Annotated in this window: 12 protein-coding genes; 11 read left to right on the top strand and 1 reads right to left on the bottom strand. The window is 54.8% G+C overall.

The features are described 5' to 3' along the window. On the bottom strand, positions 1-6,746 hold a 6,746-nt coding region (locus RSSM_RS09550; RefSeq protein WP_044302014.1), incomplete at its 3' end, for a lamin tail domain-containing protein. Positions 6,747-7,257: 511 nt separating this feature from the next. Here RSSM_RS09550 and RSSM_RS09545 point away from each other — a divergent pair. The 11 genes from RSSM_RS09545 to RSSM_RS09490 all read left to right on the top strand — a co-directional run bounded on the left by RSSM_RS09545 (position 7,258) and on the right by RSSM_RS09490 (position 19,858). Continuing rightward, complete coding sequence (locus RSSM_RS09545) at positions 7,258-7,608, top strand: antibiotic biosynthesis monooxygenase family protein (RefSeq protein ID WP_008677217.1); 351 nt, start codon at positions 7,258-7,260, stop codon at positions 7,606-7,608. A 1,004-nt stretch (positions 7,609-8,612) separates the two neighbouring features. Further along, on the top strand, positions 8,613-11,453 hold the full coding sequence (locus tag RSSM_RS09535; RefSeq protein WP_008677211.1) for a glycosyltransferase: 2,841 nt from the start codon (positions 8,613-8,615) through the stop codon (positions 11,451-11,453). Positions 11,454-11,555: 102 nt separating this feature from the next. Next, positions 11,556-12,479, top strand: coding sequence for an ABC transporter permease (locus tag RSSM_RS09530; RefSeq protein WP_008677209.1), 924 nt, complete (start codon positions 11,556-11,558; stop codon positions 12,477-12,479). Between the two features lie 60 nt (positions 12,480-12,539). Next, positions 12,540-13,769: an ABC transporter ATP-binding protein gene (locus tag RSSM_RS09525; RefSeq protein ID WP_008677206.1), complete on the top strand. Its 1,230-nt coding sequence runs from the start codon at positions 12,540-12,542 to the stop codon at positions 13,767-13,769. Further along, positions 13,751-14,485: an FkbM family methyltransferase gene (locus RSSM_RS09520; protein ID WP_044302012.1), complete on the top strand. Its 735-nt coding sequence runs from the start codon at positions 13,751-13,753 to the stop codon at positions 14,483-14,485. The genes RSSM_RS09525 and RSSM_RS09520 overlap by 19 nt, the downstream gene beginning before the upstream one ends. 282 nt (positions 14,486-14,767) lie before the next feature. Beyond that, positions 14,768-15,775 carry a glycosyltransferase gene (locus RSSM_RS09515; protein ID WP_160168121.1) on the top strand — a complete coding sequence of 336 codons (1,008 nt, stop codon included), beginning with the start codon at positions 14,768-14,770 and terminating at the stop codon, positions 15,773-15,775. Then, positions 15,772-16,260, top strand: coding sequence for an acyltransferase (locus RSSM_RS09510; protein ID WP_008677201.1), 489 nt, complete (start codon positions 15,772-15,774; stop codon positions 16,258-16,260). The genes RSSM_RS09515 and RSSM_RS09510 overlap by 4 nt, the downstream gene beginning before the upstream one ends. After that, complete coding sequence (locus RSSM_RS09505) at positions 16,247-16,957, top strand: class I SAM-dependent methyltransferase (RefSeq protein ID WP_144059686.1); 711 nt, start codon at positions 16,247-16,249, stop codon at positions 16,955-16,957. Before RSSM_RS09510 ends, RSSM_RS09505 begins: the two co-directional genes overlap by 14 nt. Further along, entirely contained in the window at positions 16,954-18,249 is a 1,296-nt protein-coding gene (locus tag RSSM_RS31600) for a glycosyltransferase family 4 protein (protein WP_008677198.1), read from the top strand. The genes RSSM_RS09505 and RSSM_RS31600 overlap by 4 nt, the downstream gene beginning before the upstream one ends. Next, positions 18,155-19,027, top strand: coding sequence for a hypothetical protein (locus RSSM_RS09495; protein WP_144059685.1), 873 nt, complete (start codon positions 18,155-18,157; stop codon positions 19,025-19,027). Before RSSM_RS31600 ends, RSSM_RS09495 begins: the two co-directional genes overlap by 95 nt. Positions 19,028-19,162: 135 nt before the next feature. After that, entirely contained in the window at positions 19,163-19,858 is a 696-nt protein-coding gene (locus RSSM_RS09490; RefSeq protein ID WP_008677195.1) for a glycosyltransferase, read from the top strand. Positions 19,859-19,868: the final 10 nt, after the last annotated feature.

The raw sequence follows: 19,868 nt of genomic DNA, 5'->3' as shown, positions 1-19,868 counted from the left end.
ACGATCGGATCGTTCGACTCACCTGGCGTTGGTGCTTGTGCAACGAATGGGCTCGAATCCAGTCCATTGGGTACGCGGCTGTTGGACTCGATGTCTCCATCACTGTTTTCGTCTTCGTTGTACTGAGTGGTCTCACCGACCCCCGTCAACAAGGCAGAATCGTCTCCGTCGTTGGTGTCGTAAACGACCGCGTCAACGATGTTGCCTGCGGCCAAAGAAGCGATCGGCGTGTCGTTCGGGTAGCTCGTTGCGTCGCCAACCACGAGTGCAACCGCGTCGGGACCATTTTGGATGCCGTTCGTGGTGAACTCAACCAAGTCGACGTTTGGCACCGAGGCACTTCCGATTACGAAGTAGCCATCCGCGGGGATGCTGTGGCCATCGAGATCGATCGAGTCGTATGACGCGTCATCGTCGCCGTTGTAGAGCACCACCGACAGACCATCGAGCGAAGTTCCCGCAGGGCCGAACAGCTCAATAAACTCAGCCGAATCGGTACCTGGGGTGTCTGCATCCACTTCGTTGATAACGATGTTCGTGGCTGCGTTGACTCCGTTTCCGGTGATCGCGAAGTCGTATGGGCTTTCGTCCGCATCGTCGTTGGCGATGTTGACCGTTGCGTTACGAGCACCGGTGGCACTCGCATCGAACTCGACGCTGAAGGAAGCGGTGTCGCCAGGAGCGATCACGACGCCAACAGCCGGATCGAAGCCGGTCGAACCGGTTGCGGCAATCGCGGTGAAGTCAGCAGCGGCCGCACCGCTGAAGGTGACCCCGCTTGCTGGAATGGTCAGATCCGAAGTTCCATCGTTGCTGATGAAGTACGTCTCCACTGCCAGGCCACTGGTAACGTCGACCGAACCGAAGTCGGTGTTGTCTGCGGCGTCAGGCGTGGCATCTCCGTCAACAATCTCCGTGAAGTTGCTTTCAACAGTGATCTCTGGTGAGAGAGCTGCTGTCGCATTTCCGGTGATGGCAAAGTCGTAGGTGCCTTCATCGAGGTCGGTGTTGGTGATCTCGACGGTGGCGTTCTTGGCACCGACTGCAGTCGGATTGAACGTCACGTCGAACGTGATCGAGCCAGCCGACGCGACGCTGGTCGGCAGAGCGACACTGACGTTGCTGATGCTGAACTCACCCGCGTCAACTCCTGTCAACGAGATGGCGGAAACGTCGAGCGACGCTGCCCCCTGGTTCTCGATGGTGAAGGTGCTGGTAACAGGCGATCCGATCACCACGCCACCGAAGTCGGTGCCGTCGGTGCTCGATGGCGTGACGTCACCGTCGTTGATGGTGAGTGTCAGACCGGTCACGTTGATCTCAGGTGATGCCGCGCTGTTGATCGCTCCTGGCGTTCCAAGATCCGGGCCGGCACCGATCAGAGTCGTCGAGGCTTGCCAGTTTGCTCCAAGGTCGTTTTGGGTGTGGTCATCGCCACCACCGAGCAACGATGGGAGGAACTCAAGCGAAGCTCCGGTAACGCCAGGGAAGTCGGCGTCGGTGTATTCGACGCGATCGATCTCCGTGCCGGTAGCGTCCGTCAACACAACTTCGTCGTCACCGTTAGCCAGTGCGATACCCTCGTATTCATAGTCGACGGTGATGCCGCCGTTGGCTCCGCTGTTGGCATTGATGCCGAGCACCAAGTATCCACCGGAAGCCACGATTAGCGGGCCGCCATTATTAATAACATGCGAGTCAGTGCCGTTATCGGAAATGACCCAACCGTTGAGGTCGACGTCACCTCCGGTGGTGTTATACACCTCAAAGTACTCGCCTTCGGAATCTAAGACGAAGTCAGGATTCTTCATGATCTCGTTGATGATCACGTCGCCAGCGGCGTAACCGATCGCCGGATCATTGTCGAAGATATCGATGGCTGCAGTCGAACCCGCAGCGTCGATGGTTGCCGAACCGGAGGTCACCAAATCTAAGGTGATTTCCAAGTCCTCGGTGCCTTCGAAGCCTGCGTCATCCAGAACCGGGATGTCGATGTCCGCGGTCGTTTGACCGGCCAAAATCGTCACCGTGCCCGACGGAGCGGTAAAGTCACTTCCAACGGACGCGGAGCCACCGGAAATCGAGTAAGAAATCACGGTGTCGGTTGCACTGACCCCCGTTTGAGTCACGACAAACCGTCCGGGAATCGTTGGCACCGGGCTGGTTTGCTCGTAACCATCGGCACTTGCGCCGATCCCAACCGTCAAGCTACCAGGCGTGTACGTGGGAACCTCTCCAGGCGAACCTTCGTCGGTGTCGTCAAACGCCGTTCCGGTCCCCGTCGGGTTGGTCGGCACTGGATCCTGCGCCGGCGATGCCGAGGTGTCATGTAACTCCCAGTTCGCCCCCACGTTGTTGTCGGCGGCAAGGTTGGTCAAGAAGATACTGGCGGTGCCGTTGTCCGAAGGCCAATCACCCGAATCATCGTAATTAACCAGGTCGATGGTCGCCCCACCGGCGTCATACAACCCAAGGATCTCGTTGGTTGACGAAGGTGAGTTCGACAAGTTACCCCAGGTGACACCAAGGACTTGCGCTGAAGCGGGCACACCCCACTCATTGCGGAAGTCAGCCGACGACGTATAAGCTGAGTCAAAGATCACGGCAACACCGCCCGATGCCAATGGCGAAGCGCCGGATATCGCGGTCCAGTCCGTACCGTCTTCGTCATCAAAGGACCAACCATTGATATCAACTGAAGTCGTTCCGGTGTTGACGATCTCGATCCACTCAGGAAGAGCCCCATCTTCAATCGAAGCCGGGTTGTACATGATTTCGCTGATCGCAACTTGCGGAGTCGGCGATTCGTCGTCGGTGATGTTCACCGCCACATCCGGAGCCGTGGTACCAGCCGCGTAGTTAGCGTCGGCACTCGCGGTGATCTCGAACGAGATCATGCCCGTGTGCGGACCTTCAGTCGTCGCATCGTTCACCGCGTCGACGTCAATCGAGAACGGCCCGCTGAAGGACGAGGTGAAGGTCCGAGTGACGGCGGTGCCGGCCCCCGCACCCAGGTCCAATTGAGAATCAGGCGTGATTGTCACGGTGACGTCACCCGTCAACGCGATTCCGTTAATCGAGACCAGAACCGAGTCGCTCGCGCCCCCCTCCTCTACGTCCGTGCTGTTGAACGTTTCAACAACGCCAATTCCGTTGTTCAGAGTGTTGGTTAAGCCAGGCGTATTCAACGCATTGCCTGGTGCAGACGGATTCGCTGGTGTGGTGAATGGATAGTTCGGCAGACCTTGGCCTTCAAAGTCGTTTCGCACCCAGTCGCTCGCAGCCGTCGTCGGACCGGTTGCATCGGGAATTCGAGATGCCCCGCCCGGATCAAACGAATCGCCGTCAGCAAGCGTTGCGGCGGTCAGTTCAACGAATCCGAAAGTGCTATCTCCGGAGGCTGGGATTGCGACCGCGTCACGAAGAACGGTCCACGGTGCGGCGCTCATTCCACCGGACGGAACCGGCGAATCCAACCAGTCAAACGTACCATTGTTATCAACGTCCAGGTCATCACCGACTCCTCCGGCAAACCCTTCCACCAACGCAAAATTGGTGTCGTTGAAGAATCCAAGCGGATCGGATGGATTGACAACATAGAAGCCCGAACCATTGGCGGTGCCGAGGATTTCAGTGGCATCGATGTTGCCGCTGAATTCGCCGTCTCCATCGATCGACAACAACGTCAATGAACTCAGGTTTGCGTTATTGCCCGCTTTGATCTCGACAAAGTCATCGAGATCTGACCCGCGATGATCGATCACAAACTCATTGAGGTACGCTGGCCCGACCGACTCGTCATTGTCCGCTATATTCGCGGTGACGGATGCGGTCTTGCCATTGTAGTCCCCGTCCATCGATGACGCGGCAATCGTGATCAATCCCGTTTCAATCGCAGTTTCGATGTCACCGTCATCAAAACCGACAGCCGTGACGGTTTGAGGCAACCGATCGGTAAACGTCAAAGTGATTGCCACGCCGGATCCCGAACCAAGATCGATGTCCGCGTTCGGCGTCACGGTGATGTCGACCTGCGAGGTTGGATTGGTGGTCAATCCGATCGTAAAGGAATCGGAAACACCCGACTCGGAAACATTGGTAACCCCGTCCGACTCAAACACAGTCAGTGCTGGGACGATGGGAACTCCCAAAGCGTTCGGCGAAGGATCGCCCATGCCACCACCTGCGGCGGTACCCGGAGTGTTAATGGCTTCACCAAAGTCGATTGCGGTTCCGGTAATTCCGTAGTCGGGAAGACCGTCGCCGTCAAAGTCGTTACGTCGCCAGTCAGCCGCAGTATCTGTGTCGAAACCATTAGGAATCCGAGACGCTCCACCCGGATCGTGGATACTTCCGTCACCCAGTGATTCGGCAGTCAGAGATGTCGTCGAATAAACGAACGTGGCGTCACCACCCAATCCAACGTCATCAATCAGGTCAGTCCAGAGGACGTTGTCGATGACTCCGTCGTCAGCAATATCGATGTCGTCGCCGACCGACCCAAAGAAACCACGGACCAACAAGATCGTTTGGTCGTCGCCATTGGTAAAGGTTTCCGCGGCTTGCACATCACCGCCTGCCAACTGATAGCCGCTCGCATCTGAAGTACCCAGCGTGATGGCGTGCTTGATGTTACCCGTCGTTCCAGTTCCATCAATCACCAAGACTGAGTATGCCGAAAGGTCTTCGGATGCGGCACCAAAGATCTCGATGTACTCATTGCTGTCGGTACCGATGTGATCAAACACGAACTCGTTGATAACGGCATTGCTAAGCGGCGTATCGTCATCTTGGATCGAACCGGCGGCTGAAGCGGTGCCGATGACACCTGACGATGCATTGGACAACTCGACGGTGAACGACTCAGTCGATTCAACGGTCGTGTCACCGCTTACGCGAACCGTAATCGTTTGCGAGCCGCCGACACCATCCGCGAAGGTTACCTGACCGGAGTAGTCCGACGCCGCCGCCGAGAAATCAGTCGCCAAATCAGCAACGCCCGCACTACCTGAGGCGATCACGTCGTAGTCAACCGTCAGGGCACCGGTGAGCGGCCCCGAGCGAGTCACCTCAAAAGTGAAGTCGGTCAAGCCGGCGTCACCCTCGGATTTTATTGAGTCAACCGCAGTGATGGCCACCGAAGCCACGCCACCACCGGCGTTATAGGTCTCGATTGGGAATGGCGTGGAAGCAGATCCGTTGTCGGTTTCGCCGTCAAGCACATTGATACCCGAGAACGACCAGTTAGCAAGCACGAACGTCGAAGTATCCGGCCCGGTGCCATCGTTGCGATAGGCCCAACCGTCAAGGTGGTCCCAGGCCTCGCCGGTGCCGTCCGTGTTGATATCGCCAAAGACGTCGATCACCGTCCCATTTTGGAACAGCTCGATCGCGTCGTCACCGTTGATGTTGATCGCGTTGGCGTCGGTGTAGTCGGGAGCAAACCCGAAGAAACTGGTGAAGCCTGGCGATTCCGTTGCAACGTGGATGTAATCACCTGCGGTAGCTGCGACGGCGGGGAATGTGAATTCTTCGCCATCCGAGCCGCCACCATTATTGGCCGATCCGAAGCCATAGATGCTGAGGTCGGGAATGTTGTTGACGACGTAGAACTCAACTGACTTTGGAGTTCCGCCACTCAGCGGACCGTCAACGACACCGGTGATGATCAGATCGGCTGCAGGTGCAGCAGTATCATCGTCTTGGATCGTTCCGATTGCAGTGCCAGCCGTAATCGTTGCACCGACCACAGCAGACAAATCGACCGTAAAGTCTTCGTCCGATTCAGCGGTCGTATCACCGACGACATCGATCGTTACGGTCTTGGTCGTTTCGCCGGCAAGGAAGTTCTCGGTGCCAGTCAGCGTGCCCGAAAAATCTGCTGCGTCTGTGTCAACGTTATTGACCGTCCAAGTAACATCCGAGGTGCCACTCGTGTCGCCGGTGCGAATGATATCAAAGGTGAACGAAGTTGTTCCGGAATCGCCTTCGGCTTTGACGGCGTCCGTCGCGGTGATGCTTACGTCGGTGCCACCTCCACCGCCAAGGTCGTCAACGGTGATGCTACCGATCTCAAAACCATCACCACCTCCGTTGATGTTGAACTCGAAACCCACCACCAAGTCGTTGACGCCGGCGACATTCAAACCTGCGAGCGTCCAGTCAAGACTTGCTCCGGTATCGAGCGTTGGGTCTGTGTAGGTTGTGCTGTCGGTGCGAACGCCGTCGAGCTTATAGAACCAAGCGAACTGTTCGGAACCGGCGTTGATAAAGTCGGAGCCTTCACCCAACGCGACAGCCGCCACGTCGACCGTGCTCAGACTCGAAACGTCGATGTCTTGACTCTCAAATATACCCTGGCCACCCCAGTCAGCTGACTGAAGGACGAGACCAGACCCACCTGAGTTCAGCCCCTGCGTCGAAGCTTCGACGCTAAATTCATTTCCGCCGCTGTCGGAGGCTGGAGTTGTGTCGTACGACAATGTCCAAGCGTTCGGTGCCGTACCGTGAGGCCCGCTGGTTGCTGGACCTGCTGCTGGTGGTGATGAGGTTGAGTGGTCGGCAAACCCGGCACCGTCCGTACTGAAATCAGCTTCATAGACAACGGCCATCAGCCGACGCCCTTCCAAATTTTCAACCATGGACAAACGGTTCTTGCGTTTCCGCCGTTCGCTTTGTCGCTTTCGATTGCTCTTATTAGAGAGCTTGTTAAACAATGACTCGATTCGATTCATCGCACGTGTCATGAGGGGATCCTGATCTTTCGAATTGCAGGGAACAGATTGTGGACTCTTACTGCCGCACTCGGAGCGACTGTTACTTTTGGGGCGATTGTACGTACGCCTGCTTCCTGTAAAGCGAGTCTCGCGGAAGGTTCATCAAGTTAACGAGATCTTGTTTTGCCCGACCTCGGAATCGACCATTCCTCACATTTGACGATGCATCTGAAGTCTGTTCCTAACCAAAATTGAATGCCCCGAGATGCCTGCTGCAAATAGGTTCACCCATATTTTCTATGTTAAGATTCAGGGCGCCGCCTTCTCTGTTTCTTCATTCCCGCCTGGGCTTACTCGCACACATCAACGAGAACTTCGCGTCGCGGTTGCGGAGCGAAACACGTAAAGACCATTTCGCCGCATGAGATTTGCCAGCGATGCTTGACACCTGCTACTTATCTCCTATCCTCCAACGCCAGCGAAAAACCAGTCGCTATTAGCTGTCGACCTTCATTCAGACGCACACGCTGAGACGCTCACGATGGTGACCGAATACACCCTGCTGCACGTGCATCCGGGATTTCAAAAGAAGTTCGAGTCAACGCTTCCTGTTGCCCTCGAGTTGATCACGAACGCAAGTGGCTACATCAGCCACGACGTTCAGCGATCGGTTGACGATTCGAGCCAGTACATGCTGATCGTTCAATGGAAATCGAAAGCAGACTCTTGCGAAAACTTTCGAACGTCTGGCCGACTGCACAAGATCAAACTGCTACTGCATCGGTTCTACGAGATCTACCCGGTAACTCACTTCTACGAAACAGTGACTCTCGAAAAGCCCGAGTCCACACTCGACGAAGACCAACCCACCACGCTAGTGGGCGACGAATAGCCGCCGCCCGCCCTGCCGCAACTCTCTTTGCACCAACGACTTATGCCGCGACCGGCGTGCTGTTCAACACGCACTCGCCCCATCGCTGAGCTACCTTCTTCCGGCATCACTCGCTTTCGATGCGACATCGGCTCTGCCCAACCTTCGGTGAGCCTTTCAGTGCTGTTCGATTTTCGCACGACTGTTGATGCGCTCATGACCCAACTAGCGCAAGACACCTTGCGTTCGCTCGCGAACCATCGCAGTGCGGCGTGACTGACGAACGCTGCATGAGCTATTAACCCGCTCGAAAAATGATTCGCTTGCAGCACGGCTGCATCCCGTTTCGTGGCAGGCACTTGCCTCTATTTTGCAAGTGCAGTCCCTAGTCACAGTTCACCAATACCCATTCAGCAGACCAGGTTGACGGCCACTCGATACCGATCGTTCAGACCGTCCAACAACACAGACGTCCAGTGACACAGACGCCGGCGTGACCAAATGAGTACGGCGTGACCAAATGGAAACGGTCAACGGATCATTCATAGCGCACGTCCACTGCCTGCAGAGGGAGCAACGGCTTTCGCAACTTGCCTCCGCCGGGGCGTTTCGAAACTTCACATAAACGAAACTGGCCTTTCACATTGCGTAAAAATCATCAAAACCGCCGGATAAACACCTCGCAACAATGTTAAGAAACAGACGCGCATCGCGATCTGCGTCGTCGTTTCGATCCGCCTGCTTCAGGCGATGCTTGACGATGAAATTTTTTCGTCTCCATACTACGCCCGACAGCTCAGAGACCGCCTGTGCCCAATCAATGGCCGAGCGTTTTCTCACTGGCTGTCCCCTTTCTGACACGAGGCCTGCTCCACGTCAGAAAGTCAAACCGGGAAGCCACACATGGTCACCCAAGTGCACGAAGTGCGCGCCTCTGAAGTCCAACCCCAAACAACTCTGCCAATCGTGCTCGCTTTTAAACGGCACCGAATGGCCCCCATCAGCACGGACGAGAGTATCAAGAGATGAACCAAATCGTAGAGATACTTCCGGCAGTCGTCGCGCTACTCGTAACGCTCGCTTGCGTGCCACTGTCAATCTATTTCGCTCGCAAACTCGGTGTGCTCGACACCCCGGACGCGAGAAAGGTGCATGTCACAGCGACTCCGCGGCTGGGCGGAATCGGAATCATCGCCGGAATTCTCAGCGGCGTCCTGGTTTCTGTCATCACGCTCGAACTTCTCGACTACCCACTGTCGAAATCGGTGTATCAACAGCTCCTCGCAGTCTGCGGTGCGAGCCTGTTTGTCTTCGGAGTTGGCCTTGTTGATGACATCCGCTCGGTTTCCTCACGATTCAAACTCATCTCGCTACTCACGGCAGCCGCTATGGTGTGCGGGGGTGGCGGAGTGATCGGCGAGTTGTGGTTTGCGGGAGAACTTTGGGTCAACCTCGGCTGGGTCAACTGGCTGCTGACGATGTTTTGGGTCGTGGCCATTGCGGTCGCGATCAACTTCATTGACGGACTCGACGGGCTCGCCGGCGGCATCGCTTTAATTGCTTCGACCGTATTGGCGATCTGCTTGCTACTCAATGGACAAGTCGCCGCAGCAATCATTCCGTTGGCTTTGGCGGGAAGTTTGATCGGATTTCTGTTCTACAACTGGCACCCGGCAAAAACGTTCATGGGTGACTCAGGAAGCATGACGATCGGTTTCCTGCTTGCTGCCATGATGGTCGTTGCCAACCCGTTGATCGGAACGATGCGAGGCGTTTTGCTTCCGTCGCTCGCACTGAGCATCCCAATTGCGGACACCGTACTGACGATGTTTCGCCGACGATACCAACAACGTCGCTCGATCTTCTCAGCCGAACGCGGGCACATTCACCATCGCCTTCTTGATCGCGGGTTCTCGCACATGCAGGCCGTGATCTTCCTCCACGTCGTCTCGCTGTTGGCGGTTGGAATCGGTCTCATTGCATTGTCGATGGAAGGATGGAGCACGCTCGGTGGTTTCGCTCTGTTGATTCCTCTCTTGTGGGGAACGTTTCGATTTGCGGGTTCGGTTCGAACCGAAGAAATGGTGCAAGCGCTTCGTGACAAACGCGAACTCGACCGGGCATCGCGTCGCCATCGCGACAGCTTTGAAAGCCTACAGCTCGAATTCAATCACGTCACCACGATCAGCCAATGGTGGCAGGGCGTTTGCAGAGCCGCCGAACACCTCGATTTCGTCAAAGTTGAAATCTGTTTCCCCGGTCCCGAATCCAAGAGTCGTCGTCTGGTCTGGGAGAGCGACAATCCTGAACTCCTGGCCTGCGAAAGACTCCACGCCACCATCCCCATTGCCGAACGCAAAACACACGGCGCGTCCGTGCCGGCAACCGTGGAAGTCGCGGCACATGACTCACTCGAACTCGCCAGCGAACGCATGGTGTTGTTCTCTCGATTGGTCACCGATTACAGCCTCGAAGTCGTTCGCAAGAAGGAAGCCGCAATGACCGTCGGGTCAGGCTTCGACGCGGCACGAAACGCAGCGGATGGCAAGCCCAATATGGCTAGCTCGATTTCGCCCGGCCAATTCGGACACCTCCGCGTCGCGTTGGTCCATGACTTCCTCTACACGTACTGCGGTGCCGAGAAGGTTGTCGAGCAACTGATCAAGGTGTTCCCGCACTGCGACGTGTACTCACTGTTCGATTTCCTTGAAGAAGACCAACGGGGCTTTCTCCAAGACAGACCAGTCACGACCTCGTTCATTCAAAACCTTCCGATGGCGAAGGCAAAGCACCGTGCGTATCTTCCACTGATGCCGCTCGCGATTGAACAACTCGATGTTTCCGGTTACGACCTGATTGTCTCTAGCTCTTATCTCGCGGCAAAGGGCGTCATCACCGGGCCCGACCAATTGCACGTTTGCTATTGCCACAGCCCGGTTCGGTACGCGTGGGACCTTCAACACCAATACCTCGACCGAGCAGGGCTGAAGTTCGGTCCTCGCGGGATGATGGCACGTGCGATCTTGCACTACATCCGGAATTGGGATGTACGTTCCGCGTTGGGCGTGGACCAGTTCATCGCAAACAGCAATTTCATCTCGCGTCGGATTGAGAAAGTCTATCGGCGCAAGTCCAAAGTCGTCCATCCTCCCGTCGACACAGAACAGTTTTCTCTATCAACGCTGCCCCGCGAAGACTTCTATCTCGTGGCCGGACGGATGGTTCCTTACAAGCGAACGCCAATGATCGTCGAGGCGTTCACCCAGCTCCGCGATCGCAAGCTCGTTGTGATCGGTGACGGCCCGGACATGGAAGCGGTACGCCAAATCGCGGGCCCCAACGTCGAAATCCTCGGACACGCGCCGATGGAAACCCTCGTCGACTACATGCAACGAGCGAAAGCACTCGTATTTGCCGCCGAAGAAGATTTCGGAATCGTGCCTGTCGAAGCACTTAGCTGCGGCACACCGGTAATCGCCTACAACAAAGGCGGCGTCACCGAGTCCGTCGTCGACGGTGAACACGGCCTGTTCTTCGATGAACAAACCCCGGACTCACTCATCGAAGCGGTCGAACGATTCGAAACGCAAATCGAGTTCAGCCTGTTTGATCCCACCGAGTTGCACCGACGAAGCACCGAGTTCTCGTCGGCACGATTCGTCGCTGAGATCGAGAATCACGTTAAGCGCTGGACCGAACGTCGCTGGGAAGAGAAATCAAAACTCGCTCGCATGCGTCATCGTTTGATCGAACAAGGTTTTGGCGAAGAAACGGTGCCCAAACCACACCTGAACGATCTGAACACGCCGGCCGGCAACGCTTCTGGTGCATCGCAGGAACCCGCCGTAGCCGCACCGAATACTTAGTCGACGCCATGCTTAGTCGACGCCGCCGTCAGGCGTTCGAACCCGTCGATAGATCGCAAGCTCCCGTATCCATAATCGCAAACCAATCCAAAGCCTGCGAACATGAGCGAGATAACCGCCACCACACCCGAGCTTTCGTCACACGGGTACCGAAATGACCAACGTGAGACGATCAACCGCAAAACGGCGGATCCCAAGCCGCACCTGGTGATCGAACCTGTCAGCGGTTGGCGATCGCTGCGACTCGGCGACATTTGGGAGTTTCGCGATCTGTTGTTCACACTCGGAATGCGAGACGTCAAACTCGTTTACAAACAGACCTTGCTAGGCGTGGCATGGGTTGTCCTCCAACCTCTCATCGGTGCTGGGATTTTCACGTTCGTCTTCGGAATGCTAGCCGAGATGCCGTCGGGTGCACTTCCCTACTTCGCGTTTTCGCTCGCGGGGATGATCGGGTGGACCCTTTTTTCGACGACCCTGACCGCGGCTTCCACCGTGATGGTCACGAATTCCCACCTCGTTAGCAAAATCTATTTCCCCCGTTTGATCTTGCCACTTTCGAGTGCGTTCCAACCGCTGGTAAATTTTGGCGTTGGCCTGATCGTCATGCTGCTCTTACTAGCGATCTACCAAATCAATCCGGGACTTCGGATTTTGCTAATGCCGGTCGCGGGAAGCCTCTTGTTGATGTTTGCCCTCGGGATCGGGTTCTGGTGCAGCAGCATCATGGTTCGTTATCGAGACCTTCGCTTCGTGATCCCGGTAGCGGTTCAGTTCCTGCTCTACGCGAGCCCGGTGGGATATTCACTCGCGGCGATCAACGAAAAAGTTCCCGCGCAATATCAAAGCATCTACATGCTCAACCCGCTCGCGAGCCTCGTCGAGTTCTTTCGTTGGACGCTTTTAGGTGAAGGTGAGATCGCACCTGCGTGGATGTGCTACTCCATCCTCGCAGCCACGATGACTTTCATCCTGGGCGCCTTCGCCTTCCGTCGCTCCGAAAGAGGATTCGCCGATGTCATCTAGCGAATCGATGAGCACGCTCAACTTCGCATTGAGAATAACGACGTGTTGGGGAGTCAGCCAATGACTGAGACAGCAATCCGGATCAGCGATTTGTCCAAGTCTTATCGCATCAAACACGAAGCTGGAAACCGTGCCACCAATCTCGGGGAGGCGATCTCGAACAAGATTCGCAATCCGTTCGAAAAGGCGACGCACGAAGAATTCTGGGCGCTCCAGGGCATCGACCTCGAAATCAACAAAGGCGATGTCGTTGGCGTGATCGGACGCAATGGTGCCGGCAAGTCGACTCTACTCAAGGTGCTCAGCCGAATCACCGAACCCACGACCGGGAAAGTCGAGTTGTTCGGACGTATCGGTTCGCTGCTCGAAGTAGGAACGGGCTTTCATCCCGAACTCACCGGAAGAGAAAACATCTACCTGAACGGTGCCATCCTCGGAATGCGTCGCCCGGAGATCACCCGACAGTTTGACGCAATCGTCGACTTCGCTGGTGTCGAAAAGTTTCTCGACACGCCGGTAAAACGTTACAGCAGCGGAATGTACGTTCGGCTCGCATTCGCGGTCGCGGCACACCTCAATCCAGAAATTCTCATCGTCGATGAGGTTCTCGCGGTTGGCGATGCCGAGTTTCAAAAGAAGTGTCTCGGCAAAATGCAAGATGTCGCCGAAAGCGGTCGAACAGTCCTGTTCGTGAGTCACAACATGGCTGCTGTGCAGGCGCTGTGCAACTCGGCCGTCTTGCTAAGACGCGGGGCCGTCGAATTCACCGGCGACGTCGCGACCGCTATCGACAAATACAGTGGAGACAGCAAGGAGCTTGGTGCCGCAGTCAGCCGTCAGTCGCCCTTTGGAAAAGCAAGAGTTATTGAAAAGTTGATACCCGCAAGGAACAGGTTCCCAGCTCGAACCCCAATCTTGATCGATGTACATTTGAGTACACATGATCCGTCGAGCCGTTGTCATTTCAGCCTCCACGTTTACAACAATTACCGTGAAAACGTAATCACGATATCGTCAGAGCATCTTGATACTGGCCAGATTGCTTCCAACGTGGAATCATTCTCCATACAAATCGATAGTCCCATCTTGTTGCCGGGAATTTACGACATAGATGCTTTCTTATACAGTGGCGGAATCATTGACCATTGGCCCTCGGCGGCAAGATTTGAAGTCACCGACTCCGTTGGTGTCAATGGATATAACGCGAGTAGCCAAACCGGTTGCAAGATGTGCCTCTCAGATTTTAGTTTTTCGGATTTGAAGGTTGCCCAATGCTTAAACGCAGTCTAAGAAAACTATTGACACCTTGGATGTGGGGCCTCAGCGCGGCTGAACTGGGCATGGGACAAAGGACTTGGTCCCAGTTTGGTGAAGACATGGTCATACCTGGATTCTTTCCCGAAAAATACGTTGGTGTATACGTTGATGTCGGTGCGTTTCATCCGATATATCTATCAAACACCTACAAATTGTATCGCCATGGTTGGAGTGGTCTAGCGATCGATGCTAATCCAGATTTTCAACATCTTTATGCTCGCTTTCGTTCGCGAGATTCGTTTCTTTGTTCTGCTGTTTCTGACTCACCCGGAACACTTCGACTCTCCCGGTATAAATTCGGTGCGTTCAACTGCCTGGAGGAACATAGCCATAAAGTCCCCGACAAGTTTCAGGATGTTGTAGACTCGATTGAGGTCCCCTCTGATACTCTAGCCAACCTGTTAGAGCGTTCGAGTTTCGCCCACATTGATGTACTGAACATCGATTGCGAAGGATCCGATTTGAAGATCCTACAATCAAACGATTGGAGTCGCTGGTTGCCCAAAGTAGTCTGCGTGGAGGACCACAGTGAAATATGGCAGTCCTCTCAAACAGCAACATTTATGGATTCGCTAGGGTATAAAATCCATCACCGCGTTGGCTTGACCACCATATTCGCGGAAACAAAAACAGCGGAAAAGCGTACAGGCAAGGCGTTTCACAACGCTGAGACCACCAACTCTCGATAGAGCTTTATTCGCTCCCACGTTGAGTACCATTTTCTGAGTAACCTAATGCAGTGCCCGCATACTCCATTAATGGCTAGAGAGCCTTCTTCACCTAATGGGGAGAAACGCGCCATGTTGCGTCTGGGCTGGTTCATTCCTACCAGAGCTACGCGAGGCGCTATTTGTGTAGCAGAGTTATGCGAAGCTATTAACCGCGTAGGGCATTCAGCAACAATCTATGCATTTGCCTTTGACGACAGTTTCTCTCCCTCATTGCAGAGCCCCCTCCCTTCCGATAGCCAGATGCGTCAAAGCAGTTGGTGGATGGATCAAGGCTTGGATGTGGCTGTGTTCTATCGGCTCAATGTGTTCGATCCTCAGGCACTGAAAGCCGCTCGGGATGCCGGCACAACTGTCGTAATCGAAACAGACTCAGACGGACACGTCTCTGCTCGGCAAAATCTGTTCCGAGAACTAAAGATACGTCGGGATAGATCGCTCACGTGCATCCACCAACTGCGCTCGTGGAAGGCAGCTCTAGATCGCTGGTGGCAATCTACCCGCTTTGACTCTCAAGTCTTAGCAAGTTTCGAGCAAGCACACTGGATCAAGATTGAATCCGATTTACCAGCAAGAATACTAAAGGATTTCTTGGAGAGCCGAAATCGTCGAGATCTTGCGAAGAAGTTGGTTGTCGTACCTTTTGCGGTTAGAAGCGAATTTACGAGCGGACCTGTGCGCCAGGATCGTAAAAAGCGTATCGTCGCTGCCGGTCGCCTCAATTCCAATCAGAAGGCCCCCAACGCAATGGCGTTTCTCGCCGCTGCAATTGGAGAAAAGTTGCCAGACACGGAACTGGAATTACACGTTCGAGGTGATGTCTCTATGTTCGCGACACTAGCAAACCGCTGGCCGAACGTTAAAGTCTTTCAAGACTCTAAACCCGAGTTTCTTCGCAACCGATTGACACAGTCGCGTATTCTGTTGTCAACATCCAAATGGGAGACAACCCCGATACAGGGTCTCGAGGCACTATGCTCGGGCTGCACTATTGTAGCGCCTAATTCCGTACCGGGGTATGCATCGTTAATCGGCAACAACGATTATGGTTGCACCTACACGACAAAATACCAGGCGATTGATGCTCTAACCTGTGAGCTAAACAATTGGTGTAACCACAAACGCGATGCAGTCGCGATTTCAAACCATTGGCGTGCGATATGTGATCTCGAGCACGTTGCGCAAAAGTTCTGTGACCTCACCGTAGGCGATCACGCTTTGCATGGCCCTCTCATTTCAACAAAAGCATGAAAGCTTTCCTTCGCCAAAGTGCCAGCAGAGTTTTTCGAAAGCTGTTTTGGAGCTGCTTTCAACATCTGGTTCAGGAGGTTGTGCTGAAGAGCCCGCGGATTTTTGGTGATGAGTCGAGACTGAAAATTCACCCCTCCGCGCAAGTCAACGACGCGCTCTTTAATTTGGTCTCGGGACCGGTTTACGTCGGCGAATACGCGTTTTTTGGCCATGGCGTAAACGTGATTACGGGACCCCATAACCCTGCATTGACCGGGGAGCAACGCAAGGATCAATTCCCGCCAGAAGGAAACGATGTACACATCAGCAACGGCGTTTGGATCGGAAGCAACGCCACGATCCTGGGCCCATGCCGCATTGGCGAAAACGCCGTGGTGGGTGCCATGGCGCTGGTACGGGCGGATGTGCCTGCCAACGTAATCGTCGCTGGCGTACCCGCTAAAGTCATTCGGCACCTAGACAAAAACGCCCTTGTTGGCCAGTAGAGAAACTATGAGTTTACAACAGTTTTCGCTATTTCACGAAACCAGTGAAGAAAAGTTGCAAAACTGGCATCGTCCCTACGCGGCCCTGTTTACCGAGCGAGGTCCAGTCTTGGATGTAGGGTGCGGTCCCGGTTACATGGCGGATGTGCTCACGGAAATGGGCGTTGACTCGTTGGGTATCGATTTGGATCCCGCCATGGTGGAGCTAAGTAAAAAGCGCGGGCGCAACGCGGTACTTGGCAGCCAGGATGCATTCCCCCAAGTCGAAAGCGGATTTGGTGGCGTTCACATTTCGCACGTTGTGGAACACCTTTGGGGCGACGAGCTCGAGAAGATGCTTTCGAATTCCCTCGCCGTGCTACGTCCCAGTGGTATTTTGATCATCCGCACTCCCAACTGGGATAATCCGTTTGTCCGCGAACGACTATTTTGGATGGACCACACTCACAAACGCCCGTATCCAAGAGAGCTGTTGGTGCGGATGCTTAAAGATATGGGCATGCTTGAAGTCACTAGCGGATGCGAACCAACAGGCATGAACGACACCTTTGTGGTCGCCGCCAATCCACCTTTTGCCACCAACGATGTTCCACCGCTCAAATTTTTACGTCGCGATGATGGGGTTAGCGTCATCCGACGAACAAAGGGACGCATGCGAGACCGTCTGCAGGGTTTTTTAGGAATAACGACACCATGATTCGGGTCGGATTCGATGTATCCTTCGCTGCACCAAAACCCGGCCGCACCGCTGCGGTGACGGGGGTCGGTCGCGTCATCGAAAGTGTTCTCGTCAATCTGCGTGAAATTCCCGACTTGGATGTGAAAGCGGTCGGTGCCTTTGATGGTGATTGGAATCCAGTCTCCACGAGCATCATGGCTCAACGCTGGACATCAAAAGCTGTTTCCGCTAGCCGCTCGTCCATACCGGCCTACCGAAGCCGAATGGGATTTTCCAAGGTACTGGCGCCGTTGCAGATTGGGCTTGAATCGCGATCGAATCTGGCGGCTCGCTTCAACCCCTGGAGTTTGCCTGCGAAACTTCTTCGGCGTTTCGTACGTTGCGACCTGGAGGCAGCTCTCGACCATCGCACCATCGACGTATTTTGCTCCACGTTCCTACCACCGCCAGCTATAATCCCCGCAACGATCCCTCGGGTTGTTATGATTCATGACATATATCCCGCCCGTCACCCTGCGGAATGCGGCCCGGCAGCGACAGGCCTGCTCAACACAATCTGCAATCAGCTAAACATCTTTCGGGATGTCGTAGTGACCGTTTCGGAATACACGAAATCCGACTTCTGCGACTACACGCAATTCCCGCCGTCACGAGTTGTAGTGGCTCCGCTGGCCGCCGCTGACAATTTTAGGCCGGTGGATGCCCCCCACGCTATCGGCACGCTTCGCTCTTCTTATGGATTGGGAAACGCTCCCTACATTCTGTCGGTCGCAAACGCACAACCACGCAAGAATTTGCCAGCGGTTATTCAAGCCTTTGCGGCGGTCGCGAATCGTTTGCCAAGCTGGAACGGAAACTTGGTACTGGCGGGAAATTCGGGGACCGACTGGGGAACAAGCCACATCGAAGCCGAGCTTTCCAAGCATCCCGCCATACAGCGGCGAACGCTCCGTATTGGGCCCGTCGCTGACAGCCACCTGCCTACCTTATACAGCGAAGCGCTGGCATTCGTATTTCCGTCCTTGTTTGAAGGCTTTGGCCTGCCCGTTCTGGAGGCGATGCAGTGCGGAACCCCAGTTGTTTGTTCCTCAACAACCTCTCTTCCTGAAGTCGTCCAAGACGCTGCCATCCAGGTGCCACCGCAAAACGTGGAAGAAATCGCAAACGCAGTCTCGCGAATCATCTCGGATCGCTCACTGGCGCAATCGATGACCGATGCCGGAAGAACCCGTGCGACATGTTTTGGATGGGAAAAAACCGTTTCACAGGTTGCCGCTGCAATTCGATTTGCCGCGAACACAGGAGTCTAGATTGCGATGGTCGGTAAAGCACTTTTTCGTGGGGTTGGCATCCACCTTTATGGGAAGCCAGATTTCCGTCGATTACACACCCTACAAGGTGGGCTCCACCACTTTGTTCGAACGCCTTTGTGAACCGAGATTTTGCGCAGGTGGGCACCTTCAAGCCATCAAAGAAAAGCCCCCTGCGGTGGCTCATTTCACGGTCAAGTGCCATTCGGGCGACTCGACTCTGCCTGAGGTCTGGAGTCTCATTCAAAGACCATTTCAAAGGATCATCACGCTCGTTCGGCCGGCCAGAGAAATTTATCTGTCTGCCTTTTTCCAGAACATTGACGATAGCAATTACGACTACCATTTTGGCAGTCGTGATAGTGTGTTGAATGCGTCGACCCAATCGCTCGCAGACCATTTCATGAGCGTTCCGTGGAATCGCTACCCGCACCTGCAATTTAGCCACAACGCCCAAGCGATTGAGGAGTACTGCGGTGTGGACTATCGCAACGACTTTCTGGGATTTCCAAAGACTACTTTTCATGTCTACCATGGGAACACGGAGGACGGCGCTGTCATGGTCGCGGTCGCTAGGATGAATGTGCTCAGACATCGGCGCACGTTCTGCAAGTTTATCGAATCGCTGGGATTGCCGTTTCCATTTCGGACCTCCAAGATCTCCATGTTAAGTTCGAATGTTTCTGCGAGCAAATGGTACAGCGACAAGCAAAAAGCCCTGATACAGCATCCGGCGATTGTCGAATTTATGTCCGAAAATCGAGAACGAGCGTGTTAGCTGAACAGCCGCGTTCTCATGTCCCATCGCAGGCCGGCGGAGCTAGCAAGGGCAACAGGCCCCGGGTCGGCATCTTCTCGTTGAATACGGCAGGCAAACATGGTGGACTAGAGTCGTACATTCGGATGCTGATGCGTGGTCTTGCGAAAAGGTGTCAACCACGCACTGAACACGGGGCTCGCACACTGCAACTCGATCTATATCGCGAGAATAGACTGCGACGACATCTCCGCGCCCAACCGCTTTCAACGTCAACTCGAGGTCATGTCGCAACTTCCTGACATCGGGATCTTAGGCACGACGAGCACACTTATCGATGAGTCCGACAACGAAATCGGCGAATTGGCTTATCCCCTCAAGCATGATCAAATCATCAACAAACTATTGACGTTTGGATGCGGTCTGACACATCCCTCGGCGATGATACGTGGATCGGTGATGGAGTTGCTTCGGCAGTACGAAAGTACGACGGGGGCTTCGCAAGATTTTGACCTTTATCTTCGTGCTTCGGAAATATCGCGTCTTGCGAATCTCGACGAGCCTCTTCTCTGCTATCGGATTCACAACCAATCCATGGGAGCGACCTCGTCTGCTGCCCAGGCGAGCCCCAAACACCACTCGCTAGCGGCCTACAACCGTCGCAATCCACTTCCTTCGGACTACCTCCTCAATTTCGCCCATCAGGCATCATGGATGACGGCAGAAGAAGGCCAAGGACGGGAGGCATTTGGGTTCGCGATGCAGTGTATCAAGCACAAACCCAATAGTTTTCTTGGATATCGCTCTGTCGCGCGAAGTATCTATACCATGGCCTGTGGTACGGGCAGATGATTCGCTCGTT

This window comes from Aporhodopirellula sallentina SM41 (genome assembly GCF_000346505.1).
Taxonomy (GTDB): Bacteria; Planctomycetota; Planctomycetia; order Pirellulales; family Pirellulaceae; genus Rhodopirellula; species Rhodopirellula sallentina.
The sequence above is the reverse complement of the archived record's forward strand: the minus strand, read 5'-3'. Positions and strand labels throughout refer to the sequence as shown.

Bases quoted from the DNA above. Each gene is read 5' to 3' on its own strand.
- RSSM_RS09545 (WP_008677217.1), top strand. From the start codon at position 7,258: ATGGTGACCGAATACACCCTGCTGCACGTGCATCCGGGATTTCAAAAG.
- RSSM_RS09535 (WP_008677211.1), top strand. From the start codon at position 8,613: ATGAACCAAATCGTAGAGATACTTCCGGCAGTCGTCGCGCTACTCGTA.
- RSSM_RS09530 (WP_008677209.1), top strand. From the start codon at position 11,556: ATGAGCGAGATAACCGCCACCACACCCGAGCTTTCGTCACACGGGTAC.
- RSSM_RS09525 (WP_008677206.1), top strand. From the start codon at position 12,540: ATGACTGAGACAGCAATCCGGATCAGCGATTTGTCCAAGTCTTATCGC.
- RSSM_RS09520 (WP_044302012.1), top strand. From the start codon at position 13,751: ATGCTTAAACGCAGTCTAAGAAAACTATTGACACCTTGGATGTGGGGC.
- RSSM_RS09515 (WP_160168121.1), top strand. From the start codon at position 14,768: ATGCGTCAAAGCAGTTGGTGGATGGATCAAGGCTTGGATGTGGCTGTG.
- RSSM_RS09510 (WP_008677201.1), top strand. From the start codon at position 15,772: ATGAAAGCTTTCCTTCGCCAAAGTGCCAGCAGAGTTTTTCGAAAGCTG.
- RSSM_RS31600 (WP_008677198.1), top strand. From the start codon at position 16,954: ATGATTCGGGTCGGATTCGATGTATCCTTCGCTGCACCAAAACCCGGC.
- RSSM_RS09495 (WP_144059685.1), top strand. From the start codon at position 18,155: ATGCCGGAAGAACCCGTGCGACATGTTTTGGATGGGAAAAAACCGTTT.